The following is a 15,932-nucleotide window of genomic DNA, read 5'->3' as shown; positions in this document are numbered from 1 at the left end:
TATTCAATGATCTTAAATGACTATCCTTGGCTTTCCCAACCTTATCAGCAATTAGCATCAGGAATTATAAACAAGCGTTCTCATCATGCTTTGCTAATTAATTATGTTCAAGGTAGTGGTGAAAACAAATTTATTTCAAAGCTCGCAAGTCGTTTACTATGCCAATGTTCACAGCAATTAGAGGCGTGCTTAAGCTGTCATAGCTGTCAATTGTTTTTAGCTCATCATCATCCCGATTATTATGTAATAACTAATGAACAAGATAAATTGTCAATCGGGATTAATCAAATCCGTAATATATCTAGCAAAGTTTACGAAAAATCCCAACAAGGTGGTAATAAAGTCATTTGGATAAAACATGCGGGTTTAATGACCGAGGCTGCGGCCAATGCATTGCTTAAAACGTTAGAAGAGCCGCCACAAAATACTTATTTTATTTTAAGCGATGAACATAATAGTCAATTATTGCCAACAATTCATAGTCGTTGTTTTTCTTATTTTTTACCTGTTCCAAAATTGGAGCAGTCTATTAGGTGGTTAAAAAAAACACACAATCAGCAATGCAGTGATAATGAGCTTGCTTCGGCGTTATTATTGAGCGAAAATGCACCATTAAGAGCAGCTGTATTATTAGCACCAGAAAAGTGGCAAGAGCGAAAAGCATTTTGTGATCATCTATTAGATGCTATACCACAAAATAATTATTGGCAGTTGGCTAAAACCTTTAATAATGAAGACTTCATTGAACGAATCGTTTGGTTTTGTGCATTACTAAGCGATGCGCTAAAAGCAAAGCAGAAAGTAGGCCGCTTTATTGTTAATCGTGATCAAGTTTCTTTAGTTCGATTACTCGCAACTAAAAGTAATGAAAAACTTTGTGCACTTTATAATTTATGGTTGCAAGCAAGAAATCAGTTATTAACTGTTACTGGATTGAATAAGGAACTTATTATTTATAATGTGCTTGCTCAATCTGAATTAATTAGCGAAACGAAAAGTTAAAAAATTTATAATGGGTTTTGTTAAAAACTTTCAGGAAAGTATACCGTTAAGTAAAAAGGATTGCTGTGAGTTATTTATCTATTGAATTTGGTTTACTCTTTATTGCTTTTTTTGCCTTGTATTGGGGATGCTACCGATCACCTAAAATACAAAATATCCTACTTTTAGTAGCAAGCTATCTGGTTGTTGGTAGTTATAGCTGGCAGTTTTCGCTTATTCTTTTTATTTATACCTGTGTGATTTATTTGTTTTCGGTGATGATTGTTGCATCGGAACATCATGCAAAACGATGGCTAGCTTTTGGGATATGTGTATCGGTCTTAAATCTTGCATTGTTTAAATATTTTGATTTCTTTCGTTACGAGTTGCAAGATCTTCTTGATTTATTGAATGTGTCTGTTTCATTACCAGTTATGACCGTATTAATTCCTATTGGCATTTCATTTTATACATTTCATTCGGTAAGTTACTTAGTTTCAGTAAAAAAGAAAGAGCTTGCTGTTGCTAAATTTTGGGATTTTGCGCTGTTTTTATCATTTTTTCCTAGTATTATTGCTGGTCCCATTAACCGAGCTAAAGATTTTTTACCGCAAATCAATGTTACTCAACCTCGTGAAATTTTAGAACCGTTTCGTGCATTTACATTGCTTATTTTAGCTGTGACTAAGGTTTACTGCTTAGGCGGTTTAATTAGTGAACATTGGGTAACCCCCATATTTGCCAATCCATTAGAATTTAGTGTAATTGATTTGTTAGTTGGACTTTATGCTTACGCTATGCATATTTACTTAAATTTTTCCGGCTACACTGATTTAGTTACAGGCATGGCTTTATTGTTAGGGTTTCGTTTGCCAATTAATTTTAATTTGCCATATTTAGCTTTGAATTTAAGGGACTTTTGGTCACGTTGGCATATTAGCCTATCAAGTTGGATTCGCGACTATATTTATATCCCACTTGGTGGAAATCGTCGAGGATTTATTCGAACTCAAATTAATGTTATTTTAGCCATGTTATTATCGGGATTGTGGCATGGAGCAGGCCTTAATTTTATTATTTGGGGAGCATGTCATGGTATTGGCATTGTGGTACTTAATATCGGTGATTGTTATTTAGGTAAAAATTGGCTAACGCTACGTTCACCAATAGTTGCTCGGTTATTAACATGGCATTATGTTTGTTTTACATGGCTCTTTTTTTATTTTGACAGCATGTCTGATGCATTGGATTATTTGACAGCATTATTGAATAGCTTTTGGATAGAGCCTCAATATGCAGGAGCTTTTTTGATTATTGCTTTCATCTACTTTTCCTATCCAATATTTAAAAATTTTACTGAGTGGTTTATTATACAGCTAACCAAAATACCTCATTCATATTTACCATTGGTATTTATCTTCATTTTGTGGTTAGTAATTTATACAGCACCATCAGGTGTGCCAAATTTTATTTACGCTAATTTTTAATAATAATTAATATGATGATATCTAACAAAACGTTGTCAAAAAATCATAAAAAAAATAAATTGAATTTGAAACAGCAACGCTATAAAGAATTCAATAAAAATACGATTAAAAAAGAGCCCCCGAAAAAAAAGAAAACAAAAAGAGCTCATTTCATTGCTAATGCTCCTTTATCCACTCGTTATATATTTGTAATATTTTTTGTTACTGCCACTACATTAATAGCGATATATTACAAGTCAATATTGGTTTATTGCGAGCAAGCATATCATACTGATTTGTTTAATAGTAACACACTTGCAGTAGAAGAACTTTCAATACAAGAACTTGAAGAAAGCAAAAAATATGAGCAAGATACTCAAGAAGATGTAAATGTACAAATACTATCTTCATTGGCACAACCAATTGATGTTGCACTACCCGTTACTGAAAAGATAACATCTAACTCAGTAGTAACTGAAACTGAAGAGATAAAACCAAATAAAAAAATAGAAGTAGTAACAGGTTCCGAATTACAAATCACTCAAAGGGTAAATATAGAAAGTGGCGAAATAACCTCTGATCTTAAACCACATTCTGAACCTACTAATTATAATAAGTCCAAAACTGAGTTAATATTACAAGATGATCCTAAAAAAATACAAGAGGATACTGAGCAACCCCATGAGCTACTACCTATTATATTAACAAGTAATGATAAAGTGTTATTTGCTGGTGATTCTTTAATGCAAGGTGTAGCCCCATATGTTAAAAAAATGCTTTTCAAGCAATATAAAATAGAAAGCCTTGATTTAAGCAAACAGAGCACAGGGCTTGCTTATCCAAATGCTTTTAATTGGCCAAAAACAATTAATGAAAATTTAATTGCTGACCCTTCAATTAAACTACTTGTTATTTTTATTGGCGCTAATGATCCTTGGGATTTTCCTATTAAAGGCTATGCTAAATACGCTAAATTTAAATCTGCATTGTGGGAAGAACACTATCGTTTGCGTATTGAATCTATTTTAAATAGTGCTATAGAACATGAGGTTCAAGTGCTTTGGCTTGCAGCCCCTTGTATGCGTAAATCAAAATTAAACGATGGAATGGTTTACTTAAATAATTTATATGAATCTGAAATAGAAAAAGTCCAACAACATTTTTTATCAACAAACGAATTATTGGGTTGTACCTACGAAAAATTTAGCAATTTTACAAAAAGTGATAAAGCAAAAATTAAAGTAAGGGTTGATGATGGGATTCATTTTACACCAATTGGCCAGAAGATTTTGGCAAAGGCCATTATGGAGCAAATAATTTATAAAGAATTAGAGGATACCCATAGTGATTAAATTTTTAAAATATATTGCAGTCATAATAGTAATAACAATTACTGTTGGATGTAATGTAGCTGAAAGTAAAACTACTACTGCATCAGCGATAGTTGATTTTGGTGATCCTAATGCAAAACAATTTGCAACACGTTTAAAATCATTAGCGGATAAAAAAAAGGCTAATCAAGTGATTAATATTACTCAATTTGGCGATTCGCATTCTGCAGCTGATTTTTTTACTGGCGAATTTAGAACATTAATGCAACAAAAATACGGTAATGCAGGCATTGGTTGGGTAACACCTGTAGCAATAAAAGGGCAAAACCATGCCGCTGTTACATGGCGAACTAAAAACTGGGATGTATTAAGTAGCCGGACTTTAAGTAATTTAGATTTTCCTATGGGTGGCTTCATTGCTAAACCAAGTAAAGATTTGGCCACTATCCAAATTATTCCAAGGACATCTAATAGTAAATATTGGCAAGTTACGTTAACTTTTAAAACACTTAAAAATAACTCAAGTTCGCTCGCAATTTATGATAACAGTGATAAAAAAATTAGTTTTAATTACAAATCAACTCCAAATGTTTGGCAAACAGCTTCGATTGTGTCGAAAATGCCTTTTGTAATAAAAAGTCAAAAAGATATAGAGCTAGGAGGAATTTGGTTAACTCGCTATAAACAATCAGGCGTTATTGTTTCATCGATTGCCACTAATGGTGCTAAACAGACAATTTGGCAGAAATGGGGGAAAAATTGGTTTAAAGAACTAGCCTTATCGCAAAGTGATCTTGTCATTCTTGAATATGGAACAAATGAAAGTTTTGATGAAACATTAGACGCTAGTCAATATAAAAAAAACTTAGTGAATAATATCAGACTGATTCGCAAAACATTACCTAATGCTACCATTTTAATAATGACGCCTCCAGACACTATGGTAAATGGAAATGATATACCCAAATCTTTTGCAAAAATAATGAATATTCAAAAACAAGTCGCTAAATCTGAAAAAACCCTATTTTGGGATTGGCAAGTAGCGATGGGGGGTAAGTTTTCAATTAAACAGTGGCAACAACAAGGGCTTGCCCGTCCAGATTTAGTTCATCAAACCATAAAAGGTTATAGAGAAAGTGCTCGTATTTTTTATGCTGATTTGAACGAATTTATTAGAAAAAATAGCTAAAACTTTTGATTAAAAGGAATACATAAGTCATGGTATCACCAATTATTGTTGCAGTTGATTTTGCGGATCTTAAATTAGCATGGAATTTTATTGATCGAGTCGATCCTAAAGATTGTCGACTTAAAATCGGTAAAGAGCTTTTTACACATGCTGGCCCTGGTTTTATCAAGCAGATTATGCAAAAAGGATTTGATGTCTTTTTAGATCTTAAATTCCATGATATACCTAATACCGTTGCAAAAGCAATTGCAGCTACAGCCGATCTGGGTGTTTGGATGACCAATGTACATGCTAGTGGTGGTTCGCGAATGATGACAGCAGCTAAAGATGCGCTTTATTCATATGGTAAAGATGCGCCAATTTTAATTGCAGTAACTGTATTAACTAGCATGGAATCAACAGATCTTCAAGAAATTGGTATTAATGTATCGCCCTTAGAACAAGCCACTAGATTAGCAATACTAGCTAAAAACTGTGGGCTTGATGGAGTGGTTTGTTCAGCTAAAGAAGTACAAAGTTTTAAAATACGGTTAGGCAGTGATTTTAAATTAGTGACACCAGGCATTAGACCTGCTGGTACTAATCCAGATGATCAGCGTCGAATTATGACTCCTCAACGAGCTCAAGCTGCAGGCTCTGATTATTTAGTTATTGGACGCCCAGTAACTCAAGCAGAAGATCCCGCTAAAGCGCTACAAACAATTTTAGCAACACTTGAACCAAGTAAGCGTTAAAGACATGATGTCAGAAAATTTACTTGTCTATTCAACCGATAAAGGTCGCATAAAACCTAGTGAATCAGTGGTACCACGCCCTAAAGGGGATGGAATTATTCGAATCCAACGACAAACGTCAGGTCGTAAAGGTAAAGGCGTTTGTGTTATTACGGGATTTGATATGAATGATGCTCAATTATTACATCTAGCTACCGAATTAAAAAAACGTTGTGGTTGTGGTGGAGCGGTTAAAGATGGTGCTATTGAAATTCAGGGGGATAAACGTGAGTTATTAAAATCGTTGCTAGAAAGTAAAGGATTTAAAGTAAAACTAGCTGGCGGATAATATTATTCATAAAAATAGCGTCCTTAATAAAATAGACGCTATTTATAATACAATAGATTTTAACTAGATCGATAACTACGCATTTTTTTGCTAATTTCACGGCGTTCTTTAGAGATTTCGGCGTTTTTGATAATATAATCATCAACACGATCATCATAATCACTTTTCATATTAGCAATAATGGCTTGAAGTTCTTCATAAGTCATATCTGGTTTAATATATTCACTTAAGTTTTCAAGTAAAAGTACGCGTTTTTGGTTATCACGAATTTTTTTCTCGTTGTCTGATATTTCACGCTTTAATTTATTTAAACGACGTGATAGACGAATATATTCTAATACATCTTGAAATGATGATGCGCTTGCTTTTTCCTTGTCCATCTATAACCCCTTATCTTAAAAAATGGAAAATAAACTTTTACCAATTATATACTAATAATTTTTTTAGGTCATATTAATTATATTTTTAAACATAGATGATATTTCTCGTATCTGGTATTTTGTGTTAACTGTTTAAAATTGGATTTTAAACACAGCCCTTTACTTGAAATTTTTTATTTAAGTATTATAGATTTTTGCAAAGTTGATTTACAAAATAAGATAAAAATAAAAACAACTATTAAGAATTGATTCAAAGTATTGTACAATAGCTCCAAATTTGTAAAGAGTGCCAGAATGAGAGAATCATAATGAGCTGGATTGAAAAAATTCTTAGTAAAAATAATATATCGTCAGATCATAAAAAGGCGAATATTCCTGGTGGTGTTTGGACAAAATGTACTAATTGTGATCAAGTCATTTATCAAGCCGAACTTGATCTTAATTTAGAGGTTTGTCCAAAATGTGATCACCACATGCATATCCCTGCCCGTGTTCGTTTATATCGTTTTTTAGATGAGGGTTCGGATGTCGAAATTGGTGCAGATCTTATGCCTAAAGATATCTTAAAATTTAAAGATACTAAAAAATATAAAGATCGTTTAACAGCAGCTCAAAAAGAAACTCACGAAAAAGAAGCAATGGTTGTCATGAAAGGTACATTGCTAGGCGTACCAGTTGTTGTTGCTTGTTTTGAATTTGCCTTCATTGGTGGTTCAATGTCTTCTGTTGTTGGTGCATTATTTACTCGCGCCGCAGAGCAAGCCATTGAGGATAAATGTCCTTTAATTTGTTTTTCAACAAGTGGTGGCGCACGAATGCAAGAAGCGTTATTTTCATTAATGCAAATGGCAAAAACGAGTGCTATTCTTGCTAAAATGCAAGATGAAGGTTTACCATATATTTCAGTCATGACCGACCCTACAATGGGAGGTGTATCGGCAAGTCTGGCAATGTTAGGTGATATTAATATTGCTGAACCTAAAGCACTAATTGGTTTTGCAGGTCCTCGAGTGATTCAGCAAACTGTTCGTGAAACATTACCAGAAGGTTTTCAGCGTAGTGAATTTTTACTTGAAAAAGGCGCAATTGATATGATTATTCATCGCAAAAATATGCGTTCTAAAATTGCCAGCTTAATAACAAAATTAATGAAACTACCTGATCCGTTTAATGAAGCAACCCTTAACGAGACAGCTTAATTGAGTATGCTAAACAATCAACCGAATGCCATGTCAGATCTAAAGACATGGCTTTGTTATTTAGAGCAACTACACCCGACAACTATCGATTTAGGTTTAGAGCGAGTAACAGCAGTTGCTCAACGTCTTAATTTATTGCAACCAGCGCCTTATATTTTTACTGTTGCTGGCACCAATGGCAAAGGAACTACTTGCCGAATGCTTGAAATGATATTGCTTGAGGCAGGTTTACGAGTTGGTGTTTATAGCTCCCCGCATTTACTCCGTTTTACTGAGCGAGTACGAATTAATAACCAAGAGTCAAGCGAACAAGAAACCGTAAAAGCCTTTGTAGAAATAGAAAAAGCTAGAGCTGATATATCACTTACTTATTTTGAATATGCAACGCTTGCCGCGCTTTATCAATTCAGACAAGCAAAATTAGATGTAGTTATATTAGAAGTCGGTCTTGGTGGACGGCTAGATGCAACCAATATTGTTGATGCTGATGTGGCAATCATTACAACTATTGGTATTGATCATGTTGATTATTTAGGTGATACCCGTGAAAGTATCGGGCGAGAAAAAGCAGGTATATTTAAATCTAAAAGTATTGCTGTTGTAGGTGAACCCAATATGCCTGGATCCATTTTAAATGTGGCAAAATTAGTTAATTGTCCGATCTATTCGGTAAATTGTAATTGGCATTATCAACAAGTTAATAACAATTCATGGGTATTTCAATCGCCTAAAAAACAGTATAAAAACCTACCTATTGCCCATGTTCCTTTAGCTAATGCAGCAACCGCAGTTGCTGCATTAAGTTATTCATCAATTAAAATAACACAACAGCAAATAGTTAACGGATTAAAAAAGTCTAATTTAATAGGGCGTTTTCAAATCGTTAATACTTCACCACTAGTTATTCTTGATGTAGCACATAACCCACATGCAGCAGCCTATTTAACACAACAATTAGAAAAGCTAAAGGCAGAATATTTACATATAGGTAAAGTTAGATTTGTTGTTGGTATGCTTAAAGATAAAGATATTAAAAGTACCTTAGCCATCTTAAAAAGTGATAAATGGTATTGTGCTTCACTTTATGGTGAACGAGGTTGTAGCGCTGAAGTGTTAAAACAACACTTATTAAATAAAGGTGAACTTAATGTATCAGCATTTGATACGGTTTCTAAAGCTTATCGGCAAGCAATGCAAGATGCTAATAAGGACGATATTATCGTGATATGTGGTTCATTTCATACGGTATCTGATGTTTTAGCTGAAACTCAGCATTTAAGTGGAATTAATCATGATGGGCAAACAACAAATTAATTCAATAAATCAAAATAAAGTAAGAAATCGTCTTGTCGGTTTTGCTACATTATTGCTTATTATCGCAGTAATTGCACCATGGATCATAACCGATAAACCAAATTCACGAATACCAACAACGCCCATATTCCAACCAGAGGATGCCACTCATCAAGGGCAAGCTGTAATATCACCTAATGATGTTGATGATAATAATATTTCCAGTAATGTATCGGAAGTTCCTTATGTACCTGATTCAAATGAAAACACAAGTATATCAGTTTTACCTGATGTTATTGATGATGTTGATACAATAATGAAGCCAGCTGCATCTGGACAAGAGACTAAATCTTATATGATCCAACTTACTGCTTTAAAAAATAGACAAAAAATAGAAGAGTTGGTTGCTTTGTTAAAGTTAAATAATTATAGCGTTAGAACATTACCTCAAAATCCAGATCCTAATCAATTAATCAAGTTACAGGTTGGTCCTTATGCTAAAAAAGAGCAAGTAGAACAAGTGCTTATTGACTTAAATAACCTAACAAAATTAAAAGGTATTGTTGTTGCTAATTAATCGCTATTTTATTTTTCGTGTCACAAACGATAATTAAGATAAAATATTTTTATATAAAATTATGAGCTATTATGATGAATTGGGTTGATTTTACAATTATTGGTGTGATTGCGTTTTCTGCATTAATTAGTCTTATACGAGGCTTTGTACGTGAAGCATTATCGCTTATTAGTTGGATTTTAGCTTTTTTTATTTCTAGCCAATTTTATAGCTATGTAACTGATTATTTAACTTATTTTGATAGTGAGATGATACGTATTGCAGTAGCAATTGTTATTCTTTTTGTTGCTACATTATTAGTATGTACTGTTATGACTTATGTTATTGGTCAATTAATTCAAAAAACAGGATTATCCGGTATTGATCGTGTATTGGGCACTTGTTTTGGTGTGCTACGAGGAATTTTAATTATTGCGGCAGTTCTTTTTTTGCTTGATACCTTTACGCCGTTATCTCAATCACCGTATTGGATTCAATCTTTGCTAATTCCGCATTTTCATTTTATTATCCGTTGGTTTTTTGATTTTATACAACATTCTTCTTCGTTTTTAGGTCAGTAGATTTGAGGTAACCATAGTATGTGTGGTGTTGTTGGTATTGTAGGATGTAGTGCTGTTAATCAATCTATTTATGATGCATTGACGGTTTTGCAACATCGAGGTCAAGATGCTGCAGGTATTGTAACTATTGATAATCAAAATCGCTTTCGTTTACGTAAGGCAAATGGTTTAGTAAAAGATGTATTTCAAGAGCACCATATGCAGCGGTTGCAAGGCAATTTGGGGATAGGGCATGTTAGGTACCCAACCGCAGGAAGTTCTAGCCCGTCCGAAGCACAACCTTTTTATGTCAATTCGCCTTACGGCATTACGCTTGCTCATAATGGAAACTTAACTAATACTGATCAACTTAGAAATAAAGTGTTTCAGCTTGCAAAACGTCATGTTAATACAAATTCTGACTCAGAGGTTTTACTCAATATTTTTGCTAATGAACTAGATAAGTTTCCTACTTTTCCATTGACTGCTGACAATATTTTTAGCGCAATACATAATGTTCATAGCATCATTAAAGGCGCATATGCTTGTGTTGCAATAATTATTGGTCATGGCCTTGTTGCTTTTCGAGATCCTTATGGAATTCGCCCATTGGTAATAGGTAAACGAGTAGTTGAAAACCAGAAAGTTGAATACATGGTTGCATCTGAAAGTGTTGCCTTAGATATTCTTGATTTTGAGCTGATACGTGATGTTGAACCGGGTGAAGCAATCTATATTACTCAAGATGGGCAATTACATTCTAAGCAATGCTCTGATAATTATAAATATTATCCATGTATTTTTGAATATGTTTATTTTGCAAGACCCGATTCGTTAATTAATGGTGTATCGGTTTATCAATCACGTATTGAAATGGGCAAAAAGCTAGGAGAAAAAATAGCTAAAGAATGGCAGAATGTTGATATTGATGTAGTCATCCCTATTCCTGAAACATCTTGTGATGCAGCTCTTGAAATTGCACGTATTTTAAATAAGCCTTATCGGCAAGGGTTTGTTAAAAATCGCTATGTTGGTCGTACATTTATCATGCCTGGACAAAGCGCTCGCAGATTATCAGTAAGAAGAAAGCTTAATGCTAATCGCATTGAATTTGAAGGTAAAAATGTACTTTTAGTCGATGATTCTATTGTCAGAGGTACAACTTCAAAAGAAATTCTGGAAATGGTGCGTTCAGTTGGTGCAAAAAAAGTGTATTTAGCGTCAGCTGCGCCAGAAATTAGGCATCCAAATGTTTATGGTATTGATATGCCTGTTGCTAGTGAACTTATTGCTTATAATCGAACTGTTGACGAAATCGCCCAGGCTATAGGTGCTGATAAGCTCATTTTTCAAGATTTATCTGATTTAATTGATTCAATCACAGAACAAAATTCCAATATTCACCATTTGGAGTGTTCTGTTTTTGATGGAATATATGTTACTGGGGGAATTGATGATAGCTATTTATTATCACTAGAACAAAAAAGAAGTGAAAGCAAAAAATTGCGAACATCTAAAGAGTCAGAAAATTTAGAAATTTATAATGAAGGTCAATAACCCTCTATAAATAAAGAAAAATAAAAAAAGTAAAGTAAAGAACAATAAAGATGCATAGAGGCCTAAAATACCAAATTTAGGCCTTTTTTGTTGATGTAAAGTAATTTCATATAGCTTATTTTCTATAATATTCCCTAACTTATTAACAAAAACAGAAATGTCATTCAATTAACTCATTATAATAAATTAAAAATTATACAAAAATTTAAAAAATATCAAAAAATAAGAATAAATTATTTTGACATATTACATATTTGTAATAAAATCACAAAAAAATAAAATCTTTGTAAAGAATGTTAAAGAAAATTAAATATTGAAAATAAATAGCCATGTTGATATTAAACAAAAATCAATTGATATTAGTCATGAGTTTTATGTTATGCATTTTATTAGTGAAATATAAGGAATATTAAGATGAAAAAGGATCTTAATTTAACAATTATCTGTACATTTGTAATTGCTACGTTAGGATTGCAATCGGCCTATGCTACCGAATCTCAAGTATCGCAAAAAACGGTAATTAGTAATAAGGTAATTGATTTAAAAGATGGCGTAAAGGTTCGTGAAATGATTAACAACCAACAGCGTAGTCTTTATCAAATTGCGCTTTTAAGTGGTATTTCTATTTCTGAATTACGCACAATCAATGCAGGGCGTTTTGATGAAAAGGATTATGTTGACATTGGTGAGCATATACTCTTGCCTGAAAACTCGTCTTTATTACCTGTAATTAAAATACAAGATGACAAAAACGATAAACATGCTAACTTGCCTCAGTTAGGGTCAGATGATAACTATGATGTAAAAAAAGACAAAGATACGCTTGCAAGCCAAGTTGCTTTAACATTGCAAACTTTAGCTAGTCAAGATTGGAAGCAATTAACCTCGTCAGATAATGGTGGTTTATCTGGGCAATTAAAAAATAGAGGTAAAGATTACGCAGAAAATTATGTACGTGATAGTGTAAAAAACCAAGTTGTTGAACCGGCTCGTAATCTTGTGCAAGACTTTTTAGGTCGTTTTGGTACAGCTCAGGTGCAATTTGATATAACTGATAAAGGCGAATTTAATAATGTTAATTTGAAGTTATTTAGCCCATGGTATGATACTGAAAACACATTAATATTTAGTCAAATATCATTTCAAGAATATGAACATAATCGCCGAATAGGTAACTTTGGTATTGGCCAGCGTTGGGATGTTGCTGATAAAAAATGGTTACTTGGTTATAACGTATTTCTTGATCATGATTTCCAACGTTCGCATAATCGTTTAGGTATTGGTGCTGAAGCATGGACTGATTATATGAAGTTTGCAGCTAACTACTACCACCCATTATCTGACTGGAAAGATTCTAAAGATTTTGATGATTATTTAGAACGAGCAGCAAGAGGATTTGATATTCGATTCCAAGGTTATTTACCACAATACCCGCATTTAGGTGGCTCACTTATGTATGAACAATACTTTGGTGATAAAGTTGCTTTATTTGGTAAAGACAATCTGCAAAGAAATCCGAAAGCCATTACAGTAGGTATTGATTATACACCTGTTCCACTTTTCACTATTAAAGGCGAGCATAAAGTAGGTCAAAATAATAAAAAGGCAAGTAAAGCTGAATTAACGATGAACTATCGTATAGGCATTCCATTAAAAGATCAGTTAGATCCAGATATGGTTCAAGCTGCGCGCTCTTTAAAAGGCAGCCGTTATGATTTAGTTGACCGCAATAACTATATCGTTCTTGAATATAAAGAGAAAAAAATGTCTGTCGATTTAGGGCTTGAACAAACCCAGTTAATTGAAGGACAAGCTTACCCAATAACGATTAGTGTTCATAACGCTAAAAAATTATCAAGCTTAACATGGTCAGGTGACATGTTAGAAATTGATACTAATGGTGGTTTTTTATGCGAAACAGCTGGAATCTGTAATGCGTCATCGTGGCTTAACCCGTCTGTTGATACAAATAATTGGAAAATTGTTGCACCTAGTTATGTAGACCAAAATGGCCAACGTCATCCAGTTAGTACAAATGGCAAATATTCTTTATCTGTGTCGATTACAGATGTGCGTGGTAAATCAGCTCAATCTAATGCAATTAGCTTTGAAGTATTGCCAGATCCTGCTATGCGTAAAGTGGGGGTATGGGCAGTTGATGCTTCAGGTAATAAAACCACAATGGCAACACAACAAGCAGATGGTTTGAGTAGAATAACGGTATTAGCAAGCCTTGTTAAACCTAAGATTTATAATGGTGCAATCAACACCGCTCAAGATGTAGACGGCTTTAGTGATAGCGGGGTAATGAATAGTGTACCTGATACATTTGAAGGTTTTGCTGCGCTATGGACAGCAACAAGTAATGGTAGAAATATACCATTAATAGATGGTACTTCAGGTACGGTTAATCAATGCCCTGGGCAACAGCCTTGCGTTATTGTGAGATCATTCGAAAAAGTTGCTAAAGGACAAACCGTTTCCTCAAAAGCTTCAACTGCTGCAGGTCTAGATATGATTGGTGACAGTTACGTACTTGATGTTGCTTCAAATGTTTCTGGGATGATTAATTTTTCAATCTCGTTAGATAAATATGGTTTAGGAAAATCATTTAATGAAGCATCAATTGATTTTGTTGGTGGTAGTGCAGGTAATATCGAGGTTTGGAATGCTAATGGAGTATTAGTTGCGCAAAGTTCTGGCTCTTTACTTCAATTTGTGGCTGGCGGTCCAAATGAATGGCGGGTAGATAATGAATATTATGTCAAGGCGTTTTCTGTAGACGGCACACCAATTTCTAATCCATTTGTGATTTGGTCATTAGTCGGTTCAAATACAGAGGCTTGCCATGGTGCAGTAACTTCATTACCAAATGATGCTAAAAATCATCCTAATGGGCCATGGTTTAACGTCGCTATGGGTGAGAATGCTCACTATACTATAAAAGGTAAAAAGACAGGTAACTACAGTTATGCAACATCAGGCACTAGTATTGCAGCAGTTGCAGATGCACCAAGCCATTTGGATTTAACTCCACAGTCAGTTTCTGTTCCTGCATGTGCAGGGGATCAAGGATTTAAATTACAAGTTGCAGTTTATAATAAATAAGGGGGTGATTACCGATTAGTATCGGTAATCTAAAAGGGATACACAACTTGATGTTGTGTTTATGTAAAATACAAAACGTTAGTTTGTAAAAAAATTAGGAAGTTAAACGTGAAAAATCTTACAATTAAAAAGGTTGCATTAGGTTTGTTTTTAGCTGGTTATGCAGCAAGTAGTGCGTTTGCAGCATTAGAAGCAAGTTCTGTAAATGTTATCAAGGGTAACGCACCATTTATAAAAGCTAATAGCGGGGCGAATGAACATACCATGACCCTTAAAGTTACAACTGATGCGGATGGCAATACACCTATTTCATCAGATAATAATCGTCAAAGAGTTAAAGTTGGTGATTATATTCACATAACTTATGATTTAGTGGATAATGATGGTGATACAGATACTACTGGGGCGATGAAAGCTACTTTAAAAGTTTATAAAATTGCGCAAGATGGAAAACCTACTGAAGTGACAGTTTCGGTGCAAGATGATAGTACTGCGTCACAAGGGCACCTTTCTTTTAAAATAACAAATGACTTTGCAGGCGCTAAAACAATTGGTTATACGATTCAAGAAAAAACTTCATTTGGTTTACCTGACCATGGCCAATATTTAGCAGTAAGCGATATTTTTTCTTCTACAGATCCTGAACACTCTGATAGCGAACAGACACCAACTGGCGATCATGGCCCAGGTAATACCCCAGAGCCTATCGTTGGACCTATTGATTCAGACTCTATGAGAGTTGGTATTTTCAGAAAAGTTGGCAACACAATGGTCAACTATGCGAAACCAGGAAGCCCAACAATTCCTAAATATGGAGATGAATTCAAGGCTATTGTATGGAATGATGCTAATAACGATTTTGCAATAGATTCTGGCGAAGACAAATTTACTAATTATACATTTACATGGACTTTAGTAAACCTGGACTATGTTGATGAGCAAAACCCAGGTACAGGTACTGGTTATGAGGGCGTAGATGCATTGTCAACTTCATTACCAAGTAACGGCGACACAATCACATTGGGCAATAGCAATAGCATGTATGACCCAGCCTACAAAGCAGGTGGTCAAGGTTATCGCCTTAAAGTTAAAGCTACTGTTAAGCCTTAATGTTAAATTTAGCTATATTCAGTGTATAAAACCACTCTTTGGAGTGGTTCAGATTGATGACAAAGAACTCGCTTTTTGGCGAGTTCTTTGATCTAATAGAGAGGAGTCCATTATAAGAGGAATTCTTCTATGCTAAAAAA

14 protein-coding genes are annotated in these 15,932 nt (G+C 34.1%); 13 read left to right on the top strand and 1 reads right to left on the bottom strand.

Going from position 1 to position 15,932, the window contains the following annotated elements:
- Positions 1–6 precede the first annotated feature (6 nt).
- The 6 genes from holB to yciH all read left to right on the top strand — a co-directional run bounded on the left by holB (position 7) and on the right by yciH (position 6,029).
- Positions 7–1,002 (top strand): DNA polymerase III subunit delta', encoded by a 996-nt coding sequence (holB, locus tag GA0061080_RS08325; RefSeq protein WP_091123994.1) that lies wholly within the window; start codon positions 7–9, stop codon positions 1,000–1,002.
- Between the two features lie 65 nt (positions 1,003–1,067).
- Positions 1,068–2,468, top strand: coding sequence for an MBOAT family O-acyltransferase (locus GA0061080_RS08320; RefSeq protein WP_091123991.1), 1,401 nt, complete (start codon positions 1,068–1,070; stop codon positions 2,466–2,468).
- Positions 2,469–2,479: 11 nt separating this feature from the next.
- A complete protein-coding gene (locus GA0061080_RS08315; RefSeq protein WP_091123987.1) occupies positions 2,480–3,799 on the top strand; it encodes an SGNH/GDSL hydrolase family protein in 1,320 nt (439 codons plus the stop codon).
- Positions 3,792–4,967, top strand: a complete 1,176-nt coding sequence (locus GA0061080_RS08310; RefSeq protein ID WP_167349208.1) for a GDSL-type esterase/lipase family protein — start codon at positions 3,792–3,794, stop codon at positions 4,965–4,967. The genes GA0061080_RS08315 and GA0061080_RS08310 overlap by 8 nt, the downstream gene beginning before the upstream one ends.
- Before the next feature lie 29 nt (positions 4,968–4,996).
- Complete coding sequence (gene pyrF / locus GA0061080_RS08305) at positions 4,997–5,701, top strand: orotidine-5'-phosphate decarboxylase (protein WP_091123980.1); 705 nt, start codon at positions 4,997–4,999, stop codon at positions 5,699–5,701.
- Positions 5,702–5,708: 7 nt separating this feature from the next.
- Positions 5,709–6,029 carry a stress response translation initiation inhibitor YciH gene (gene yciH / locus GA0061080_RS08300; protein WP_369332957.1) on the top strand — a complete coding sequence of 107 codons (321 nt, stop codon included), beginning with the start codon at positions 5,709–5,711 and terminating at the stop codon, positions 6,027–6,029.
- A 59-nt stretch (positions 6,030–6,088) separates the two neighbouring features.
- Here the strand turns inward: yciH and tmaR are convergent, their stop codons facing one another.
- On the bottom strand, positions 6,089–6,409 hold the full coding sequence (gene tmaR, locus GA0061080_RS08295) for a PTS system regulator TmaR (RefSeq protein ID WP_065637178.1): 321 nt from the start codon (positions 6,407–6,409) through the stop codon (positions 6,089–6,091).
- A gap of 308 nt (positions 6,410–6,717) precedes the next feature.
- On the opposite strand from tmaR, the gene accD reads away from it, so the two are divergent.
- From accD to GA0061080_RS08260, 7 genes are all read left to right on the top strand, one after another.
- On the top strand, positions 6,718–7,608 hold the full coding sequence (gene accD, locus GA0061080_RS08290; RefSeq protein WP_091123972.1) for an acetyl-CoA carboxylase, carboxyltransferase subunit beta: 891 nt from the start codon (positions 6,718–6,720) through the stop codon (positions 7,606–7,608).
- Positions 7,609–7,614: 6 nt separating this feature from the next.
- Positions 7,615–8,922 (top strand): bifunctional tetrahydrofolate synthase/dihydrofolate synthase, encoded by a 1,308-nt coding sequence (gene folC / locus GA0061080_RS08285; protein ID WP_091123969.1) that lies wholly within the window; start codon positions 7,615–7,617, stop codon positions 8,920–8,922.
- Positions 8,900–9,478: an SPOR domain-containing protein gene (locus GA0061080_RS08280; protein WP_091123967.1), complete on the top strand. Its 579-nt coding sequence runs from the start codon at positions 8,900–8,902 to the stop codon at positions 9,476–9,478. Before folC ends, GA0061080_RS08280 begins: the two co-directional genes overlap by 23 nt.
- A 74-nt stretch (positions 9,479–9,552) precedes the next feature.
- A complete protein-coding gene (locus GA0061080_RS08275) occupies positions 9,553–10,038 on the top strand; it encodes a CvpA family protein (RefSeq protein WP_091123963.1) in 486 nt (161 codons plus the stop codon).
- An 18-nt stretch (positions 10,039–10,056) separates the two neighbouring features.
- Positions 10,057–11,574 (top strand): amidophosphoribosyltransferase, encoded by a 1,518-nt coding sequence (purF, locus tag GA0061080_RS08270; RefSeq protein WP_091123959.1) that lies wholly within the window; start codon positions 10,057–10,059, stop codon positions 11,572–11,574.
- Between the two features lie 414 nt (positions 11,575–11,988).
- Complete coding sequence (locus GA0061080_RS08265) at positions 11,989–14,682, top strand: inverse autotransporter beta domain-containing protein (RefSeq protein ID WP_091123955.1); 2,694 nt, start codon at positions 11,989–11,991, stop codon at positions 14,680–14,682.
- Positions 14,683–14,790: 108 nt separating this feature from the next.
- Complete coding sequence (locus GA0061080_RS08260) at positions 14,791–15,792, top strand: hypothetical protein (RefSeq protein WP_091123951.1); 1,002 nt, start codon at positions 14,791–14,793, stop codon at positions 15,790–15,792.
- Positions 15,793–15,932: the final 140 nt, after the last annotated feature.

This window comes from Gilliamella intestini (assembly GCF_900094935.1).
GTDB classification, from domain to species: Bacteria; Pseudomonadota; Gammaproteobacteria; order Enterobacterales; family Orbaceae; genus Gilliamella; species Gilliamella intestini.
This window is presented reverse-complemented; position numbering and strand designations above follow the sequence as displayed.